The organism is Binatus sp. (SeqCode) (assembly GCF_050013435.1).
Lineage (GTDB): Bacteria > Desulfobacterota > Binatia > Binatales > Binataceae > Binatus.
In genome coordinates, this window is the sequence record NZ_JBEKFG010000011.1 from 1 (window position 1) to 16,153 (window position 16,153).

The 16,153-nt window shown below is 61.9% G+C and carries 19 protein-coding genes and 1 tRNA gene; 4 read left to right on the forward strand and 16 right to left on the reverse strand.

Features of this window, described 5'->3' with window-relative positions:
* The 3 genes from ABSB13_RS03635 to ABSB13_RS03645 form a co-directional block, all read right to left on the reverse strand.
* The coding region (locus ABSB13_RS03635; protein ID WP_428105674.1) for a Rho termination factor N-terminal domain-containing protein at positions 1-571 on the reverse strand (571 nt) is incomplete at its 3' end.
* Positions 572-1,089: 518 nt separating this feature from the next.
* Complete coding sequence (locus tag ABSB13_RS03640; protein WP_428105581.1) at positions 1,090-1,512, reverse strand: type II toxin-antitoxin system VapC family toxin; 423 nt, start codon at positions 1,510-1,512, stop codon at positions 1,090-1,092.
* A complete protein-coding gene (locus ABSB13_RS03645; RefSeq protein ID WP_428105583.1) occupies positions 1,509-1,757 on the reverse strand; it encodes a FitA-like ribbon-helix-helix domain-containing protein in 249 nt (82 codons plus the stop codon). The genes ABSB13_RS03640 and ABSB13_RS03645 overlap by 4 nt, the downstream gene beginning before the upstream one ends.
* A gap of 260 nt (positions 1,758-2,017) precedes the next feature.
* On the opposite strand from ABSB13_RS03645, the gene ABSB13_RS03650 reads away from it, so the two are divergent.
* On the forward strand, positions 2,018-2,170 hold the full coding sequence (locus ABSB13_RS03650) for a hypothetical protein (RefSeq protein ID WP_428105585.1): 153 nt from the start codon (positions 2,018-2,020) through the stop codon (positions 2,168-2,170).
* Positions 2,171-2,227: 57 nt separating this feature from the next.
* On the opposite strand, the gene ABSB13_RS03655 is transcribed toward ABSB13_RS03650, so the two are convergent.
* The 5 genes from ABSB13_RS03655 to ABSB13_RS03675 all read right to left on the reverse strand — a co-directional run bounded on the left by ABSB13_RS03655 (position 2,228) and on the right by ABSB13_RS03675 (position 6,666).
* The gene (locus tag ABSB13_RS03655) at positions 2,228-3,190 is read right to left on the reverse strand and encodes an RluA family pseudouridine synthase (RefSeq protein ID WP_428105587.1); all 963 of its coding nucleotides are present in this window, start codon (positions 3,188-3,190) and stop codon (positions 2,228-2,230) included.
* A gap of 224 nt (positions 3,191-3,414) precedes the next feature.
* Positions 3,415-3,630, reverse strand: coding sequence for a hypothetical protein (locus tag ABSB13_RS03660; RefSeq protein WP_428105589.1), 216 nt, complete (start codon positions 3,628-3,630; stop codon positions 3,415-3,417).
* Between the two features lie 185 nt (positions 3,631-3,815).
* Positions 3,816-4,421: a 3-isopropylmalate dehydratase small subunit gene (gene leuD, locus ABSB13_RS03665; protein WP_428105591.1), complete on the reverse strand. Its 606-nt coding sequence runs from the start codon at positions 4,419-4,421 to the stop codon at positions 3,816-3,818.
* Positions 4,422-4,700: 279 nt separating this feature from the next.
* The gene (gene leuC / locus ABSB13_RS03670; RefSeq protein ID WP_428105593.1) at positions 4,701-6,107 is read right to left on the reverse strand and encodes a 3-isopropylmalate dehydratase large subunit; all 1,407 of its coding nucleotides are present in this window, start codon (positions 6,105-6,107) and stop codon (positions 4,701-4,703) included.
* Between the two features lie 79 nt (positions 6,108-6,186).
* Positions 6,187-6,666 (reverse strand): MarR family winged helix-turn-helix transcriptional regulator, encoded by a 480-nt coding sequence (locus tag ABSB13_RS03675; protein WP_428105594.1) that lies wholly within the window; start codon positions 6,664-6,666, stop codon positions 6,187-6,189.
* Between the two features lie 53 nt (positions 6,667-6,719).
* Between ABSB13_RS03675 and ABSB13_RS03680 the strand changes: the two genes are divergently transcribed.
* Entirely contained in the window at positions 6,720-7,304 is a 585-nt protein-coding gene (locus ABSB13_RS03680) for a pyridoxamine 5'-phosphate oxidase family protein (protein ID WP_428105595.1), read from the forward strand.
* A gap of 8 nt (positions 7,305-7,312) precedes the next feature.
* On the opposite strand, the gene dinB is transcribed toward ABSB13_RS03680, so the two are convergent.
* On the reverse strand, positions 7,313-8,566 hold the full coding sequence (dinB, locus tag ABSB13_RS03685) for a DNA polymerase IV (protein ID WP_428105597.1): 1,254 nt from the start codon (positions 8,564-8,566) through the stop codon (positions 7,313-7,315).
* A gap of 21 nt (positions 8,567-8,587) precedes the next feature.
* Complete coding sequence (gene hemG, locus ABSB13_RS03690) at positions 8,588-10,048, reverse strand: protoporphyrinogen oxidase (protein ID WP_428105676.1); 1,461 nt, start codon at positions 10,046-10,048, stop codon at positions 8,588-8,590.
* Between the two features lie 94 nt (positions 10,049-10,142).
* Between hemG and ABSB13_RS03695 the strand changes: the two genes are divergently transcribed.
* Positions 10,143-10,376 carry a histone H1 gene (locus ABSB13_RS03695; RefSeq protein ID WP_428105598.1) on the forward strand — a complete coding sequence of 78 codons (234 nt, stop codon included), beginning with the start codon at positions 10,143-10,145 and terminating at the stop codon, positions 10,374-10,376.
* 42 nt (positions 10,377-10,418) lie between these two features.
* Here the strand turns inward: ABSB13_RS03695 and ABSB13_RS03700 are convergent.
* From ABSB13_RS03700 to ABSB13_RS03715, 4 genes are all read right to left on the reverse strand, one after another.
* Positions 10,419-10,509, reverse strand: a tRNA-Leu gene (locus ABSB13_RS03700).
* A gap of 7 nt (positions 10,510-10,516) precedes the next feature.
* Positions 10,517-11,209 carry a hypothetical protein gene (locus ABSB13_RS03705; protein WP_428105600.1) on the reverse strand — a complete coding sequence of 231 codons (693 nt, stop codon included), beginning with the start codon at positions 11,207-11,209 and terminating at the stop codon, positions 10,517-10,519.
* A complete protein-coding gene (locus ABSB13_RS03710) occupies positions 11,206-11,697 on the reverse strand; it encodes a helix-turn-helix domain-containing protein (RefSeq protein ID WP_428105602.1) in 492 nt (163 codons plus the stop codon). The genes ABSB13_RS03705 and ABSB13_RS03710 overlap by 4 nt, the downstream gene beginning before the upstream one ends.
* Complete coding sequence (locus ABSB13_RS03715) at positions 11,666-12,178, reverse strand: hypothetical protein (RefSeq protein WP_428105604.1); 513 nt, start codon at positions 12,176-12,178, stop codon at positions 11,666-11,668. Before ABSB13_RS03715 ends, ABSB13_RS03710 begins: the two co-directional genes overlap by 32 nt.
* Before the next feature lie 120 nt (positions 12,179-12,298).
* Here ABSB13_RS03715 and ABSB13_RS03720 point away from each other — a divergent pair, with 120 nt between their 5' ends.
* Positions 12,299-13,156 carry an IS1 family transposase gene (locus ABSB13_RS03720; protein ID WP_428105605.1) on the forward strand — a complete coding sequence of 286 codons (858 nt, stop codon included), beginning with the start codon at positions 12,299-12,301 and terminating at the stop codon, positions 13,154-13,156.
* Here the strand turns inward: ABSB13_RS03720 and hemH are convergent.
* Positions 13,148-14,089, reverse strand: a complete 942-nt coding sequence (gene hemH / locus ABSB13_RS03725; protein ID WP_428105607.1) for a ferrochelatase — start codon at positions 14,087-14,089, stop codon at positions 13,148-13,150. The genes ABSB13_RS03720 and hemH overlap by 9 nt on opposite strands.
* 4 nt (positions 14,090-14,093) lie before the next feature.
* Complete coding sequence (gene hemE, locus ABSB13_RS03730; protein WP_428105609.1) at positions 14,094-16,067, reverse strand: uroporphyrinogen decarboxylase; 1,974 nt, start codon at positions 16,065-16,067, stop codon at positions 14,094-14,096.
* Positions 16,068-16,153 lie beyond the last annotated feature (86 nt).

Here is a 16,153-nt window from a genome sequence, read left to right on the forward strand (position 1 = left end):
CGACCAGCAGCACGATCAGCACGATCTCGGGATGGTTGTGCGCGATCGCCTTGGCGATCGCCTGCAGCATCATCGTCTTGCCCGTGAACGGCGCCGCGACGATAAGTCCGCGCTGGCCTTTGCCGATAGGCGCGACCAAATCGATGATCCGGGTGGTCAGATCCTCGTGATTGTATTCGAGCTTGATGCGCTCCTCGGGATAGAGCGGCGTCAGGTTGTCGAACAGGATCTTGTCGCGCGCCTTTTCAGGATCCTCGTAGTTGATCGATTCAACCTTGAGCAGCGCGAAGTAGCGCTCGCCTTCTTTCGGCGGGCGAATCAGCCCGGAAACCACGTCGCCGGTGCGCAAATTGAACTTGCGAATCTGGCTCGGCGAAATATATATGTCGTCGGGGCCGGGCAGGTAGTTGTAGTCCGGCGCGCGCAGGAAGCCGAAGCCGTCGGGCAGAATTTCCAGCACGCCCTCGCCCAGGATCGAGCCGTTCTTGGCGGCTTGCGCCTGCAGAACCGCAAAGATCATCTCCTGCTTGCGCATGTTGGTGGCGCCATCGACGTTGAAGTCGCGCGCCATCTGCGCCAGTTCGGTTATCTTCGCGCGCTTGAGCGACTTGAGGTTGAGCACCCCTTCGTCGCTGATCACCGGCGCCGGTGGCGGAAGATTCGGATTGCCATCCAGATTTACCTGGCGCGGCGCCCCGTTTGTCGAACGCGAGTCGTCGAAGCGCCCCTCGTCGTTCTTCGCAGCCCCTCTGCCCTTGCCCATATGCCTTCCCCGCAACCTGAATCTCCATCACGTGCTTGACTGCTGCAACTCGCCGCCGTTTAAGCGTGCGCGCCGCAGGCTATGGACGTTTGCTTGTAAATGGCCTCCCACGACCGGAGATACCATTATAGATTCATGAGTTCTCGAGCGGCCGGGATTCGGAACAACTAACGCCTTGAGTTCAGGTTCGGAATTACGGACCGCGGGAAAACGGGACTCAGCACCCCACCCGTCTCAGCGTCCTCAGTGCGGAAGCTCTGCCAAAACGCTACCCAAGCAATGCCGCCGTGTCAACGGGGTTCGAGTCCGGGGTAAGCGGTTCGCACTTAGCTGCGCGCCCAAGGATCGATCAGCTCGATCCTCAGATCCATGAAGTGGCGAGCGTTACGGGTAGCGAGCGTCGCCCGCCTTGCGGAGACGATGCCGGCGATTTCGATCTCGCGGAAGTCCACGGGCTTCCCCGCTGCCCGCCGCTGTGCCGCGCGGCTTGCCGCTTCCCCGGCCGCCTCCTGGTCGAAGGCGAGAATTCGCCCCTGAAAATCTTCATCGACGACGCGACTGAACGCGTCCTCCAGCTGCCGTCTGCGGCGTCCGGGCGCGAGCAACTCCAGACCGAAGCGGATCTCGAAGACGGTCACTGCTGTAGTCCAGACTGATTCGGACGGCTGGAGATCGAGCCAGGCAACCACGGAAGGATCAGCCTCGCGTTGCATCAGTGCCGACAGGACGTTGGTGTCGAGAACGATCATCTACCGAAGACTATCGGACTTGCCTTCTGCCCACGGAGCTCCGGGAGGTCTTCGTTCAAGCCGATGCGCGCGAAGCGAGTCCGGATGCGGCTGCCAAGCGGCGCGGCTGCCCGTTCCTCAGTCCTCACGGCGTTACGGAGAATGTCACGCACTTCTTCCTCCATGCTGTGGCCATGACGGCTTGCCTGACGTTGGAGTCGCGCCTTGACGCCTTCTTCGAGATTTCTGACGACCAGTTGTGCCATGAGAATTCGCTACCTTTGATATCACGATATCATCTCGCAGGCCGCGCCTCAACATAAAATGAATGAACGGAGCGCCTTTGAAAGGTGAAGCGACGGATACGCTGTGTTTGCTTGCCGACATTGTGCGGATCGTGGACGATTGGGAGGGCGGAGCGGTTTGAGTTCTCCGGCGCTGTCCCAATGGCAGCGAGTGTTCCAAGTCCATCGCCAACTAGACACTACAGTAGCAATTCGCTACTAAAAAGAAGAGGCTGCTGTCGATGAACCGGGCAACAACATCAAAGTGGCTCTCCTACGTGATCGCCGGTTTTGCGATCGGATACTTGTGGGTGCACTTCGATCGGCTCAGCGCCGTGTACCCAGGGCTGAACGCAGCCGCGAGCAAATTGCTGAACATCGCCTGGTGGCACTGAACCGCGCGATACTTTTTCCAAACTGACCCACTACCCGCGCCCGCGCGTCCACCTGTATCAGTTCAGTTCGATCCATCGCCGCAGCTCGCGCGCATCGGGCCCCAATGACTTCTGCGCGAGAAATTCGACGAAATCAGTTGGCAACGGCGCGATGAATTCCAGCGGCGCGCCCGACCTCGGATGCGTGATCGAAAGCGCAATCGCATGCAGCGCCTGTCGATGAAAGAATCCATCGCATCCCGCCTTGCCGCCATATAGAGGATCGCCCAGGCACGGATGACCAATCGACGCGAGATGCACGCGAATCTGATGCATCCTGCCCGTGTCGGGTTTTACCCGCACCAACGATGCGCCCGCGTCGCCCGCTTGCGCGGGATCGAAGCGCGCGAGCACCGTCAGATGGCTGACCGCGTCGCGCGGCGCATGCGACCGCACCGACATCCGCTTGCGCTCCACGGGATGGCGCCCGACGGGCCGCTCGATCGTCTGCCGATCGCGCGCGACCTTGCCCTTGACGATCGCGAGATAGGTCTTTCTCACGCTGCGTTCCTTGAACTGCCGCGAAAGCGCGGTGCGCGAAAATGGCGTCCGCGCCACGATCATCACGCCCGAAGTGTCTTTGTCGAGGCGATGCACGATGCCGGGACGCAGCACGCCGTCGGGCTCGGCCATCGCGGCAAGCTCGGGAAACCGCGCCAGGAGAGCGTCCACCAGCGTGCCTGCGGGATGCCCTGGGGCGGGATGCACCGTCATGCCGGCGGGTTTGTTCACGACGATTATTTCGTCGTCGGCGAAAATTACCGAAATCTCCGGCGCGTCACCTTCTTTGTAATTTGAAGGATCGTACAGCGCACCGGCAGGCGCCGCGGCGACCTCGATCCTGTCTCCGGTCCGCACCGCGCCGGACGCGCGCGCGACCGCCCCGTTGACCGTCACCAGTCCCGCCTTAATCATCCGCGCCACCTGCGAGCGCGAGTACTCCGGCGCAAGCCGCATCGACACGAACACGTCCAGCCGCATGCGCTCGTGCTCGGCGCCCGCGGTGATCGTCCTATATGGCTCTTGAGTACCTATTAACCCTCGCCCGCTTGCGGGAGAGGGAACGGCGTCCCCGCCGGCGGTGAGGGTGCTGTTCCAGCGCGCCATCTCGATCTTCTACATTGGCCTCCCGTGCGAACGTACAGACTAACATCCAGATGAGCACAAGCGTGCAAAGAGCCTGCGCTACCGCCGCGACCCACGAATCACGGCATCGAGGGCGGGGGTAGCGGCGGTACGGTCGGCGGTGTCGGAGCGCTGGCCTCGGAGGGAGGGCAGTTCTCGCTGCTGGTCGAGGCTATCGCGACGCCATAGGTGGTCTTCTGACAGCCTGACGCCGTGTCAGGCCTCGAATAGAACCAGCATCCAGCCAGCGCCGTCGAGCACAGCGCGACGATTGTCATCGAGAAGATTGGTTTCATGCGATTTGGCACCTGCGATGAGTTTCCCCCCGCGGCGCGCGCGGCGCCAGCCTTTTTTTCAGGGGCTTTCCACTACCGTTGCCCCATTTCGCCCCCGCGATCCTTCTCACCGCCACGCGAACGTAAAGACTAACGTCGAGATGAGCACAAGTGTGCAAAGAGCCTGTGCCGCCGTCGCAACGGCTCTACTCGAAGCGATGCGGTAGTGGATGCGCTTTTTCGTACGCAAGGATCCGGTCCTCGTGCGCGAGCGTCAGCGCCACGTCGTCGAGACCCTCGAGCAGGCACTTCTTCTGGAACGGCTCGATCTCGAAATGCGCCGTCCATCCGAAATCGTCGGACACTGTCTGCTTTTCGAGATCGATCGTGAGCCGGTACGCCTCGTAGTCGCCGGTGGCGCGAAAAATATGCTCGACCTCGTTGGCCGGCAGCGTGATCGGAAGAAAGCCGTTCTTCAAACAGTTGTTGTGGAAGATATCGGCGAACTCCGGCGCGATCACCGCGCGGAAGCCCGCGTCATCGAGCGCCCACACCGCATGCTCGCGCGAACTGCCGCATCCAAAATTGTTGCGCGCCACCAGAATCGACGCGCCCTGGTAGCGCGGCTTGTTCAGCGCGAAATCCTGGTTCTCGGTGCCGTCGGGATTTAGCCGCCAGTCGATGAACAGCCCCTTCTTTAGCCCGGTGCGCACTACAGCCTTCAGAAACTGCTTGGGGATGATCTGATCGGTATCGACGTTGGCCCGATCGAGCGGCGCGACCATCCCGGTAAAACTCTTGAATGCCTGCATCTGTGTCTCCTAAGAACGACGCCCGCGACGTACCATCCTTCCTACCTTACTAACTTCCAACCGGGACGAAGTCCCGCATCTTTTCTTAACATCGAGTGGCAGGGCTCACCCCTGGCCATTGGCTCTTCCATCGTGTACTCGCGAAAAGATGCGCTGCGCAGATTTTCGCGTCTTCTCACTACCGGGTGCAGGGGTCACCCCTGCCGCCCACCGCGCAGGTGATTCTTCCTTCATGCCGCGCCCGCCAACGGCGGGCGGCCTTAATATTGAGTGCAGGGGTCACCCCTGCCACTCGCGCACATCGACGAAGTGTCCTGCTATCGCCGCCGCCGCCGCCATCGCGGGGCTAACCAGATGCGTGCGCCCGCCCTTGCCTTGACGCCCCTCGAAGTTGCGATTCGACGTGCTGGCGCATCGCTCGCCCGGCTGCAGCACGTCGGGATTCATCGCCAGGCACATGCTGCATCCCGATTCGCGCCACTCGAAGCCCGCTTGCGTGAAAATTCTGTCCAGCCCGAGGCTCTCCGCCTCCGCCTTGATCTCCTGCGATCCCGGCACCACCATTGCCCGCACGGTCGGCGCGACTTTGCGTCCCTTGACGACGGCGGCGGCGGCCTTGAGATCGCTCAGCCGCGAGTTCGTGCACGATCCGATGAACACGCGATCGATCTTGATGTCCTCGATTCTCGTGCCGGGCCGCAGCGCCATGTAGGTCAGCGCCCGCTCGACCGTCTCGCGCTGCTCCTTGTCGCCGATCTCCGCGGGATTCGGCACGCTTCCCCCAACCTCGGTGACCATCCCGGGATTCGTGCCCCACGTCACTTGTGGCGCGAACGTCGCGGCGTCGAACACTACGCTGCGATCGAACTTCGCGCCGTCGTCGCTGCGGCATTGGAGCCATCGCGCCGCCAGTTCGTCGAATTCCTTGCCGATGGGGATATACCGGCGCCCGCGCAGATACTCGACGGTGGTCTTGTCCGCCGCGACCATCCCGGCGCGCGCGCCGCCTTCGATCGACATGTTGCACACCGTCATGCGCTCTTCCATCGACAGCGCCTCGACGGCCGCGCCGCGGTACTCGATCACGTGCCCGGTTGCGCCGTTGGTCTTGATCCTGCCGATGATGCCGAGGATTAAATCCTTGGCGCCGACTCCCGCGCCGAGCTTTCCGTCGACGCGGATTTCAAACGTCTGCGGACGCGCTTCCCACAGGCATTGCGTCGCCAGCACGTGCTCGACCTCGCTGGTGCCGATGCCGAACGCCAGCGCCCCGAACGCGCCGTGAGTAGCGGTATGGCTGTCGCCGCAAACGATCGTCATGCCCGGCTGCGTCAGCCCGAGCTCCGGCCCGATGACGTGCACGATTCCCTGCTCGCGCGAGCCGATGTCGAATAGCCGCAGCCCGAACTCCGCGCAGTTGCGCCTCAGCGTCTCGATCTGCAGTTTCGAATCGGGATCGGCAATCGGCTTGCTCCGATCCGTCGTCGGCACGTTGTGATCCTGCGTGGCGTAGGTGCGATGCGGCGCGCGGACCTTGCGCCCGCTGCGGCGCAGGCCCTCGAACGCCTGCGGCGACGTGACTTCGTGAACCAGGTGCAGGTCGATGTAGAGCAGGGAAGGCTCATGTTGCTTTTCGCGGACCACGTGCGCTTCCCAGATTTTTTCGAACAGGGTTTTTGTGGCCATTGCGTTCAACTCCCGCCGCATCGGATCTGCATCCGGCGGCGCAACAATTTCTAAATCGGTAAAAGAGCGCCGTTGAAGTTCATCGCACCGCCGCCACGCGCCGCGCCATTTTCCTGCGCGAATAGCGGTCGATCCGATCGGACAGCTTGACCGCGAAACCGCTGAATGCGGCCAGCTCGTCGCGCGAAAATCCCGTCCAGATCGCCTCGATCGCCGCCTGGCGTGACGCGCGCAGCTCGCCCAGCACCCGCTTGCCCTTCGCGGTCAGCTTGTAGCGCCGGTTCCTGCGGTCGGCCCGCCCAATCGCGGCCGAGACCATGCCGCCGTCGAGCAGTTGGCGCAATATTTTCGATACCGCCGCCGCCGAACTGTCGCGGCTGCGCGCGAACATCGACGGAATAAAATGTTCGGTCGAGATTTCCTCGAGCACCCGCCACTGCTCGATCGTGATACCCGCGTCGCGGGCCAGCACCTCGCGCCGGCGCTCGAAGATCTCCGTCAGCGCGGTCATCGCTTCGATCGCGCGGAAGATTGGGTCGCGGCGTACAACTGCTTGCATCAGGCAAGATATTAACTATAGTTAAGTAATCTTTGCAAGCGGGGTTAAGGGTCATGTCCAAATTCTTCGACCGGCTCACTCCCGAATTGACCGGGTTCATCGGCGCGCAACCGGTCTTCTTCGTCGCCACCGCGGCGCCGCAGGGCCGCATCAATCTGTCGCCCAAGGGCATGGATACCTTCCGCGTGCTGGATGAAAAACGCGTCGCCTACCTGGACCTGACCGGCAGCGGCAACGAAACCGCCGCCCATCTGCTTCGCGACGGCCGCATCACGATAATGTTCTGCTCATTCGGCAACCACGCGGAGATCGCGCGCATCTACGGACGCGGCACCGTCATTGGTCCGGACCACGCCCGCTGGCCGGAACTGGCCGCCAGCTTTCCCGAGCTTCCCGGAGTGCGCCAGATAATGGAGATCGGCGTCGAATCGGCGATGACCTCGTGCGGTTACGCGGTGCCCCGGATGGGCGAGATGACCGGGCGCGACACGCTGGAAAAGTACTGGCTTAAACGCACCGAAGAAGAAAAGCGGGATTACTGGCAGACGCATAACCTGCGCAGCATCGACGGCCTGCCAACGGGAATCGCCGAGACCACGACTCCGGGCTCCGGCAGCTCATCGCGGAACCGCCGCTGACGCCCGCGTCATTTGATCCGCCGCGTCGGCGCGGCGCGCTCCGCGCGCGCCAGCCCGCGCGTCACTGCCTCATCGCCGAACTTCTTCGCGACGGCATCCAGCGCCCGGTTGAGCCGGTCCCGCTTGCGATCCTCCGCGGGCGCTGACTCGAACAGCCCCAGCTGCGCACCGTCGGCGCGCTCCAGCTGATGCACCTGCACGCCGGCCAGACGAATTTTGTCGCGCGTGCCGGCCTTCGACAGCAAACCCGTCGCGACGCGCGAGATTTCCGGCCCGTCATTGGTCGCGGCGTCGATCGAGAAGCTGCGCGTGATCAGCGGATAGCGCCCGCCGCCCAGTGGACGCGCCAGTTTCAGCTTCAGCGTGATCGTTCGCGCGCGCACCCCGTCGGCGCGAAGCCGCCGCGCCAGTGCGTCGCCATGCGCGATCAGAACGCGGCGGATTTCATCCGAGTCGAGCGCGACGTCCTGCGCGAAAGTATTTTCCTCGCCGTATGACTTGCGCTGCCAGTCGGCGATTACCGGTCGCGTATCGTTACCCGACGCCAGTTCATGCAGATGCGGTCCCATCGCGCCGAACAGGCTCTTGAGCTCTGCCGGATCGCACCGCGCCAGCTCGCCGACCGTCTTGATTCCGCATTCATGCATCCGCGCGAGCGTCACCCGTCCCACTCCCCACAGCCTTTCGACCGGCAGCGGGGTCAGAAATTCGCGCATTTTTTCGGGCGCCACCGCGAGCAATCCGTCGGGCTTCGACATGTCGCTCAGAATCTTTGCCGCCATTTTTGTTGGCGCGACGCCCACCGATGCGACCAGCCCGGTTTCTTCGAGCACCCGGCGCTTGAGATTGCGCGCCGCGTCAAGTGGCGGCCCGAGCAGGCGCTCGGTGCCGGTCAGATCGATAAACGCCTCGTCGAGCGAGAGCGGCTCGACGATCGGACTGAAGCTCTCGAACACGCGGCGCACCACCCGCGAGATTTCCACGTAGCGCTCCATCCGGCCCGGCACGAAGATCGCCTGCGGACACAGTTTGCGCGCCTGCCCGGTCGGCATCGCGGAACGCACGCCGAATTTGCGCGCCTCGTATGACGCCGACGTCACCACCCCGCGCGCGCTGCGCCCGCCCACTATAACCGGCAGGCCGCGCAGCGCGGGATTGTCGAGCACTTCGACCGAGGCGTAGAACGCGTCCATGTCCGCGTGCGCGATCACTCGCGGCCAATGCGCCGCCGAGCCGGCTCCGGCAGCCTTCTCGATGCTCACGGGCGCGCCATCATCGGAGTCTTATTTCGGCGTCGAGAGTTTGGCGAAGATCGTATCCGCCGCAGCTTCGCCGCTGCGCACGCAATCGGGACTCCCCACGCCGCGATAGGCCGCGCCCGCGATTGCGAAGCCGGGAATCGGGGCGATCAGCCGCTCGATCTCGGCGACCCGCGCCAGATGCCCGACGTCGTACTGCGGCATCGCGTCGGGCCATCGCCTGACGACCGTGATTCCCGGCGCCGCCTTCACGCCGAGCAATACGCGAAACTCGTCGCGCACGGCGGCGACCATCTCGTCGTCGCTGAGATTCATCATTTCGCGATGCAGCTCGCCGCCGATGAACGCGCGCGCCAGGATTGCGCCCGCGGGCGCGCGTCCCTCGAACTTGAAGCTCGAAAAGCTGGCCGCGATTATGCGCCGATGCTCGACTGCCGGCACCACGAAGCCGAATGCGCGCGGAGGACCCTCGAAGTCGCTCTCGCGAAAGGTCAGGTTGACCGTCGCCGCCGACGCGTAAGTGATCGCGCCGAGCAGCTTCGCAGCCGCCGGCTCATGCGGCGACACGATGCGCGCGGCCGCGTACGCCGGCGCCGCGCAGATTACCGCGTCGGCATCGATCGAGCCCGAGCCGCCGTCGGCCAGACCCAGCCGCCATCCGTCCGCGGTCGGCGTCATCCCGATAACTTCCGTCTCCGTGCGAATCGACTCGCCCAGCCGCCTCGCAATCGTCTCGGGCAGCGTCGCCATCCCGTTCCTGAAACTCTGGAACAGGCTCCATCGCGCGCCGCTGACCTCCGGACTCTTCGAGGCCCGCGCCCGTTCTGCCGCGCGCATTCCCTTGAACAGGCTGCCGTAGCGCCGCTCCATCTCGACAAAGCGCGGTATCGTCGCCGTGGTGCTGAGGTGTTTCGGATCCGCGGTGTAGATACCGCCGGCGAGCGCCTGCGCAACGCGATCGAGCACCTCGCGCCCCAGTCGCCGCGTCACGAATGAATCCAGGCTCTCGTCGTCGCCGCTGGTGCGCGTCGCGATGAACGGTTCCAGCGCCATCCGCAATTTTCCGAGCGGCGAAAAAAGCGAACTTCGGAAAACCGGCCCGAAGTGCGCCGTCGCCAGCATCATGAATCCCGCCGGAACCTCGACCAGGCGCCCCGCGCGCACCACGAACGTCTTGCCGTAGATCTCGCGGGTCGGAACCAGTTCCGCGCCCAGGCCAAGCCGCCGCGCGAGCTCGGCGGCCGAGGTTTTTTCCGACAAAAATGAATCGGCGCCGGTCTCGATCACAAATCCGTCGCGGCGAATCGTCTCCAGCGCGCCTCCACATCGCGCGCTGCGTTCCAGCAATTCCACTTCGAGCGGAAACTCCCGCGCCGCCGCCAGCTCGCGCAGCCGATACGCCGCGGCCAGCCCGCTGATGCCCCCGCCGATTACCGCAACCCGTTTGATATGTGTGCCGGAGTCCGTTTGAGCTTCTCCCTCGATCGATCCGTCACCCGCCCGCGTACGGGGTCAGTTTGAAATCTCCCGCCGTTGATTCGGCGATGCGTCTGCGCTGGCTCTGTGCAATACTCTTGGCATGGCGGACAGGCAAAGAAAACGTCCGCGCGATCCGTTAGCGTTAGCGAAAATGATCGGGGACATCGCCACGGGCCAAGCGTCAGACACCGAGCCGGACAAGCGCAATCCCGCTGCGGTCGAGATGGGGCGCTTGGGCGGACAGAAGGGCGGTCGAGCGCGCGCGGAACGATTGACGCCGGAACAGCGTCGGGAAATCGCCCAGAAAGCGGCACAAAAACGCTGGTCGAAGTGATCCAACTTGATTTACGTCTGACTCTAGTGCAAGTGTTTGGGACGGGGGCGGTGCGATTCGAACGCACGGGCCTGTGTCAGCAGGCCAACGGTTTTTAAGACCGTCGCGATAAGCCAGACTCCGCCACGCCCCCGTATTTTTCATTTCTTCATTAACAGTTTCTCCAACTCATTCAGCAGAGCTATGTGATCGGCAGTTCGCAAAGGCGCCTGCGAGTAATACCGGTTTTCTTCGTAACCCGCCCCTGCGCGCCGATCTACGAGGAAAGAACCCGCAAATGTGGGCGGATTTGTGAACTTACTGTTGTCAAAGAAGAGAATAAAAGAACTTGGTTCGTAGTCGGGACAAGCGGTAAATCCATAGCCTCGCACCAGCCCTGTGACAAGTTCAGCCAGGGGTTTCAGAATCATCAGCTGTTCCGAGATAGGTCGGTCCACAATGAATTCTAGTTGGCTGACGTAGTTCGTTGGAAATACCTGCTTCGCATTTACTTTGAAATCCGCAACGACCCATTGTTGCAAGTCTGCGAGCACTAAGTCTGAGTCGTCGGTTGAAGTCCGAGTTGTCACACTAACGCTCGTTGCGAGCGCAGCGTAATTTTGAACTTGCAAGCTCTCCACTGTGATAGTGCGCCCGCCTATGTGACACTTCCCCCAAAGAAAGTTTGTAGGTTGATTTGGCGGCGGATTGATCAACTCTTGACCCGTTGGAATGTGACGAAACCCGTAACGCGCCTTGAGTCCATCAACCAGATCAAAGACGGGCACGGTGGCGAAGATACTAGGCGGCATAGCATAGACGGATTGCGCGCGAGCGATGGCGGTTATTTTCATGGCGTCACCTGATGGGCGGGGTCATCGCCCAAACCCAAAAGCGGGGGATTCCAATTTTGCTGCGATTCTAGAGCGCTGGCTGATTGCGCTGCTGGTGGCGGATTGAGCTGTGGTAGCTGCGGCGGTGGCGGAGACGCTTTTTCTTCTTCCTCGATGTCATTTGCTGTCTGCATGATTAAATTGGCAAGCCGAGTAACCGACAATTCGTCTAGATCAACTCCCAATCCAAGGAGAAGATCGCTGATCGTCTCCAAAGTTAGGTTACTAGCGATGCTCAGCCACTGATTTACTTTGGATTTGTCTTTGTCGATGCGCTCGGCAAATTCCTTCTGAGTGAGTCCGGTTCTCTTTTGTTCGTCGCGAAATGCTTTGCGAAGTAGTCTCTGAACTCGGTTCTGTAATCGCCGCCGATACAGCAATCTTGTTCGTAGTGAGATAGGCTTTCCGTGCGCAATCTCATGCAGGATCGACGTTTGAAAGGTAGGCATTAATTTCATCTCCACCGGTCAAGGGATCAAAGCTGAAAATGCTTTGCCAAGTGCTGATACACGTTCGCTTAATAGGGTTGTGTCTGATTCTCCTACGAAAGAATCGCGACTTTTCGACGGGACCATATAGGATAATAAAGATATTTCGTTTTGCGAACCGTCCGTAGAATCTTAACTGGGGTTCAATATCCCAAATTCGCATTTCCCAGACTTCTTCCCGGGCTTCATCTAGTCGAGACATGCGGCAATAGAATTCATGCTCCGAGTGAAGAGAGACTTCGAAAGGCTCGCCAAAAACGAAGTCAGTAAAATCTGCGGATGCTGCTGGTGCTAGCGAATGGTCGCTCATCAGGAATTCATTAATCTCCGGTGTCACATAGAGGCTTCTAGGTTCGAAGGCTTCAGCGCCACGAGGACGGGGATAACTCTGCTCAACTTTGATTAAGCGCCCGTCTTCGCACAGCGCTTCTATTTCATCCATAATTGACATATAAGTCAATCGCAACGCATCGTGTTCATACTATAAAGACAATATCGGCTAAGTGACAGAAACTGACCCATATACTTGATAGTACAAGCATATGGGTCTATTATCAGATGCATGAACAAGTCATCCCCCGAACGGCGCGCTCAGATACTCGGCATGATGGTTGAGGGCGTTTCTATCCGCGCGATCTCCCGAATGACTAACGCTAGTAAGAACACGATTGTCAAGTTGTTAGCAGACGCTGGCAATGCGTGTTCCGAATATCAGGATCGCGCGCTCAGAAATCTATCCTGCAAGCGCATTCAGGCCGATGAGATTTGGAGTTTCGTTTACGCCAAAGCGATGGACGTTCCTGAAAAGTTGCGCGGTCAGTTTGGCGTCGGCGACGTATGGACGTGGACTACACTTTGCGCGGATACGAAACTCGTTCCGTCGTGGTATGTCGGGCCGCGCGATGCGGAATCGGCGCATCACATCATACAGGACGTGGCGAGTAGGCTAACGAGTCGAGTCCAGCTAACCACCGACGGATTTCATTGCTATTTGAACGCGGTGGACGCAGCCTTCCCGCATGGAATCGACTACGCGATGTTAGTCAAAATGTACGGCACCGATCCTCAAAACGAGACCCGATACAGCCCGTCAATCTGTTGGAGCGCGGAGAGTAAAATCATTCGCGGAAACCCTGATCGCGAGCACATCAACACCAGCTACGTCGAGCGCCAGAATCTTTCGATGCGAATGGGAACCCGTCGATTTACGCGCTTAACAAATGCATTCAGCAAGAAGCTGGAGAACCATATCCACGCGCTTTCGATCTACTTCATGCACTATAATTTCGTGCGCATTCATCAAACGCTCAGGGTCACGCCTGCGATGCAGGCTGGAGTCACGGATCGTCTCTCGTCGCTTGAAGACATGGTGCGAATCGTGGACGAATGGGAAGCCAAGCAGAAGGAAAAATCAAACTGACCCACTACCGCCGCGCGCGTACGCCGCGATTATCGACGCCATCATCTCGATAAACAACGGATCGTCCCCGACCGTCGGCGCCCGCTCCATCCTGATTCCCGCCTCGCGCGCGATTTGCGCCGCCTCGATATCGAGATCGTACAGCACTTCGACGTGATCGCACAAAAAACCGATCGGCACGACCACCGCCGCCTTCGCGTCCAGGCTGCGAAGCGTATCCTTGATGTCGGGTTCGAGCCACGCCTCGCGCGGACTGCCGCTGCGGCTTTGATAGGCAAGCTTCCAGCCGCCGATTCCAAGCTTGGCCGCCGTCATCCACGCCGACTGCGCAAGCTGCTTGACGTACGGCCCGGCCTGCGCCATCGCCAGCGGGATACTGTGCGCGGTGAAGATCAGCCGCGCGCCCGCTGCATCCTGCTCGCCGAGGCGCGCGTACGCCTCGCGCGTGCGCGCCGCAATCGCCCCGATGAACAGCGGATGGTCGTGCCAGGGCTCGGGATACACGACCTCGGGCGCCCCGTCGCCGATCGCAGCGCGCGCGTCGTTGACGATTGCCTGGTAACGCTCGAAGCTGGCTTCGCTGCGATGCGCCGCCATGATGAAGCCGAGCACGCGCCGCGCTCCACCGTCGGCGAGCGCGCGAAGCGAGTCGGCAACATACGGTTCCCACTTGGCCATCCCGACCGCGACCGGCACGCGCGCGCCTTTTTTCGCAAGCTCCTCGCGCAGCGCGGCCGCCTGGCGCATCGTGAGATCATTGTACGGCGAGCGCCCGCCGAGAAGATCGTAATGATGCACCACCTCTTCGTAGCGCTCGGGCGGGATTGGCCGTCCGCGCACAACATTGTCGAGAAACGGCCGCACCTGGTCGGCGCGCGTCGGTCCGCCGAATCCAATCATCAACACCGCGTCACAGGTTGCTTTCGTGGTCATGGCGTCACCGCGCGCTCATCTCGTGAACCATATCGACCAGCGCGATTGCGTGATCGACCGGCGTATCCGGAAGTATTCCGTGGCCGAGATTGAAGATATGTCCGGGGCGTCCGCCCGCCTGATCGAGAATCGCGCGCGCGCGGGTGCGGATTTCGGCAACGTCCGCGAACAGCGCGATCGGATCGAGATTGCCCTGCACCGCCACGCTGTAGTTGAGCCGCGCCCACGCGTCGGCGAGATCGACGCGCCAGTCGAGCCCTAAGACGTCGCCGCCCGCCTCGCGCATCTGCCCGAGCAGGTTTCCCGTCAGGGTCCCGAAATGGATTACGGGCACGTCGGCGGGAATCGCCGCGATTACCGACGCGGTATGCGGCAGCACGAAGCGCCGATAGTCGTCCGGGCCAAGGCTGCCGACCCAGCTGTCGAAAATCTGCACGATGTCGGCGCCCGCCGCGATTTGCATCTTCAGATAATCCGCCGTGATGCGCGCCAGCATCTCCATCAGGCGATGCCACGTTTCGGGCTGCATGTACATGAAAGTTTTGGTCGCCTGGTATTGCCGCGACGAGCCGCCTTCGATCAGGTACGACGCGAGCGTGAACGGCGCCCCGGCAAATCCGATCAGCGGAGTCGTCGCGCCGATCGCGCGATTCACCAACTTGATCGCGTCGCCAACGAAGCCGAGCGACGCCACGTCGACGGCCGGAATCCGTTCCAGGTCGGCCTCGGTGCGCACCGGGCGATCGATCACCGGCCCGTCGCCTTTTTCGAAATGCAGCCCGACTTCCATCGGGATCAGGGGCAGCAGGATATCGGCGAAAATGATCGCTGCATCCACCTTGAGCCGCTCGACCGCCGTGACCGTGACTTCGGCGGCCAAATCGGGCCGCTTGCACATCTCGAGAAAACCATGACGCTCGCGCACCCGCCGATACTCCGGCATGTAGCGGCCCGCCTGGCGCATCAGCCAGATAGGAGTGTAGGGGGCCGCTTCGCGCCGGCACGCCTTGAGCATCGGATGGTCGGCGAGCCGGGATCGCGGCGCGTTCGAAACTGCCGGCCGCCGCGGATTTGGCGCCGCGCCCGCTTCAATTCGATGCGTGTCAGCGCGGTTCGCGATTAAAATCGAAGCCGCTTGCGCCGCCGCCGCCTTGACCAGGTGGCCGAGCTTCGAATGCTCCGGCTCGAAGTCCACGCGCAGCCCGTAGTTGCGAATCTGCTCCGAGCATACCGGCCCGATCGAGCCAACCGCCATGCGCGCCAGTCCGCGCTTGACGCCGTCGCCGATTCCCTCGGCCTCCGCGAGCGCAATGACGTTCGTGACCTGGTTCGAGCTGGTGAAAATAGCCACGTCCGCCGCGCCCGCCGCGATCGCATTCAACGCCGCGCGCAGCGGCGCGCGATCGGCCGGCAGCGTCCATCTATAGACCGGAACAATCGTGACCCAGGCGCCGCGCGCCTCGAGTCCCGCGGTCAGCTCGTGATTGGAAACTCCGTATTCCTGGATCGCGACGCGCTTGCCCTTGAGCTCGACCTGCGACGCAAGCGCGCTGAGCACCTCGCGCCAGGTATTCGGCTCGGGCGCGACTATCGAGGGTTCGACGCCAAGATCACGCATCGCGCGAATCGCTTTCGGGCCGCGCGCCACGGTGGTGATTGCGGCCAGCGCCGCCGCTATCGGCGCCCGCTGATGGCGCGTTTCCATCGCCTGGAACAGCGCGCGCGTCCCGACCCCGGTCATGAAGATGACCACTTCGAATTCGTTCTTGCCGGCCAGCAGGCGATCGGCAAAATCCAGCGCCGCGTGATTGTCCTCGAGCGGCACCTCGCGCATCGCCGGCGCGATAATCGCGACGCCGCCGCGCCGCTCGATCATCGTCGCTACTTCAGCCGCCATGCGGCTCTCGAAGGCGACGACGCGAAGTCCGCCGAAGCCGGGCGTACTGTCCGAGGAATTGGATTGCGTCTCTTGGTTCATCTGAAGCTGGGGGTGTCTCGAGAATTGGACTCCGTTTCCGGGTTCATCGCGAGCGGCCCCGCCGCGTGGTTAATCTTGCCGTGAGC

Coding starts and splice junctions, on each gene's coding strand:
- ABSB13_RS03640 (WP_428105581.1), bottom strand. CDS start 1,512: ATGATCGTTCTCGACACCAACGTCCTGTCGGCACTGATGCAACGCGAG.
- ABSB13_RS03645 (WP_428105583.1), bottom strand. CDS start 1,757: ATGGCACAACTGGTCGTCAGAAATCTCGAAGAAGGCGTCAAGGCGCGA.
- ABSB13_RS03650 (WP_428105585.1), top strand. CDS start 2,018: ATGAACCGGGCAACAACATCAAAGTGGCTCTCCTACGTGATCGCCGGT.
- ABSB13_RS03655 (WP_428105587.1), bottom strand. CDS start 3,190: ATGCGGCTGGACGTGTTCGTGTCGATGCGGCTTGCGCCGGAGTACTCG.
- ABSB13_RS03660 (WP_428105589.1), bottom strand. CDS start 3,630: ATGAAACCAATCTTCTCGATGACAATCGTCGCGCTGTGCTCGACGGCG.
- leuD (WP_428105591.1), bottom strand. CDS start 4,421: ATGCAGGCATTCAAGAGTTTTACCGGGATGGTCGCGCCGCTCGATCGG.
- leuC (WP_428105593.1), bottom strand. CDS start 6,107: ATGGCCACAAAAACCCTGTTCGAAAAAATCTGGGAAGCGCACGTGGTC.
- ABSB13_RS03675 (WP_428105594.1), bottom strand. CDS start 6,666: ATGCAAGCAGTTGTACGCCGCGACCCAATCTTCCGCGCGATCGAAGCG.
- ABSB13_RS03680 (WP_428105595.1), top strand. CDS start 6,720: ATGTCCAAATTCTTCGACCGGCTCACTCCCGAATTGACCGGGTTCATC.
- ABSB13_RS03695 (WP_428105598.1), top strand. CDS start 10,143: ATGGCGGACAGGCAAAGAAAACGTCCGCGCGATCCGTTAGCGTTAGCG.
- ABSB13_RS03705 (WP_428105600.1), bottom strand. CDS start 11,209: ATGAAAATAACCGCCATCGCTCGCGCGCAATCCGTCTATGCTATGCCG.
- ABSB13_RS03710 (WP_428105602.1), bottom strand. CDS start 11,697: ATGCCTACCTTTCAAACGTCGATCCTGCATGAGATTGCGCACGGAAAG.
- ABSB13_RS03715 (WP_428105604.1), bottom strand. CDS start 12,178: ATGGATGAAATAGAAGCGCTGTGCGAAGACGGGCGCTTAATCAAAGTT.
- ABSB13_RS03720 (WP_428105605.1), top strand. CDS start 12,299: ATGAACAAGTCATCCCCCGAACGGCGCGCTCAGATACTCGGCATGATG.
- hemH (WP_428105607.1), bottom strand. CDS start 14,089: ATGACCACGAAAGCAACCTGTGACGCGGTGTTGATGATTGGATTCGGC.
- hemE (WP_428105609.1), bottom strand. CDS start 16,067: ATGAACCAAGAGACGCAATCCAATTCCTCGGACAGTACGCCCGGCTTC.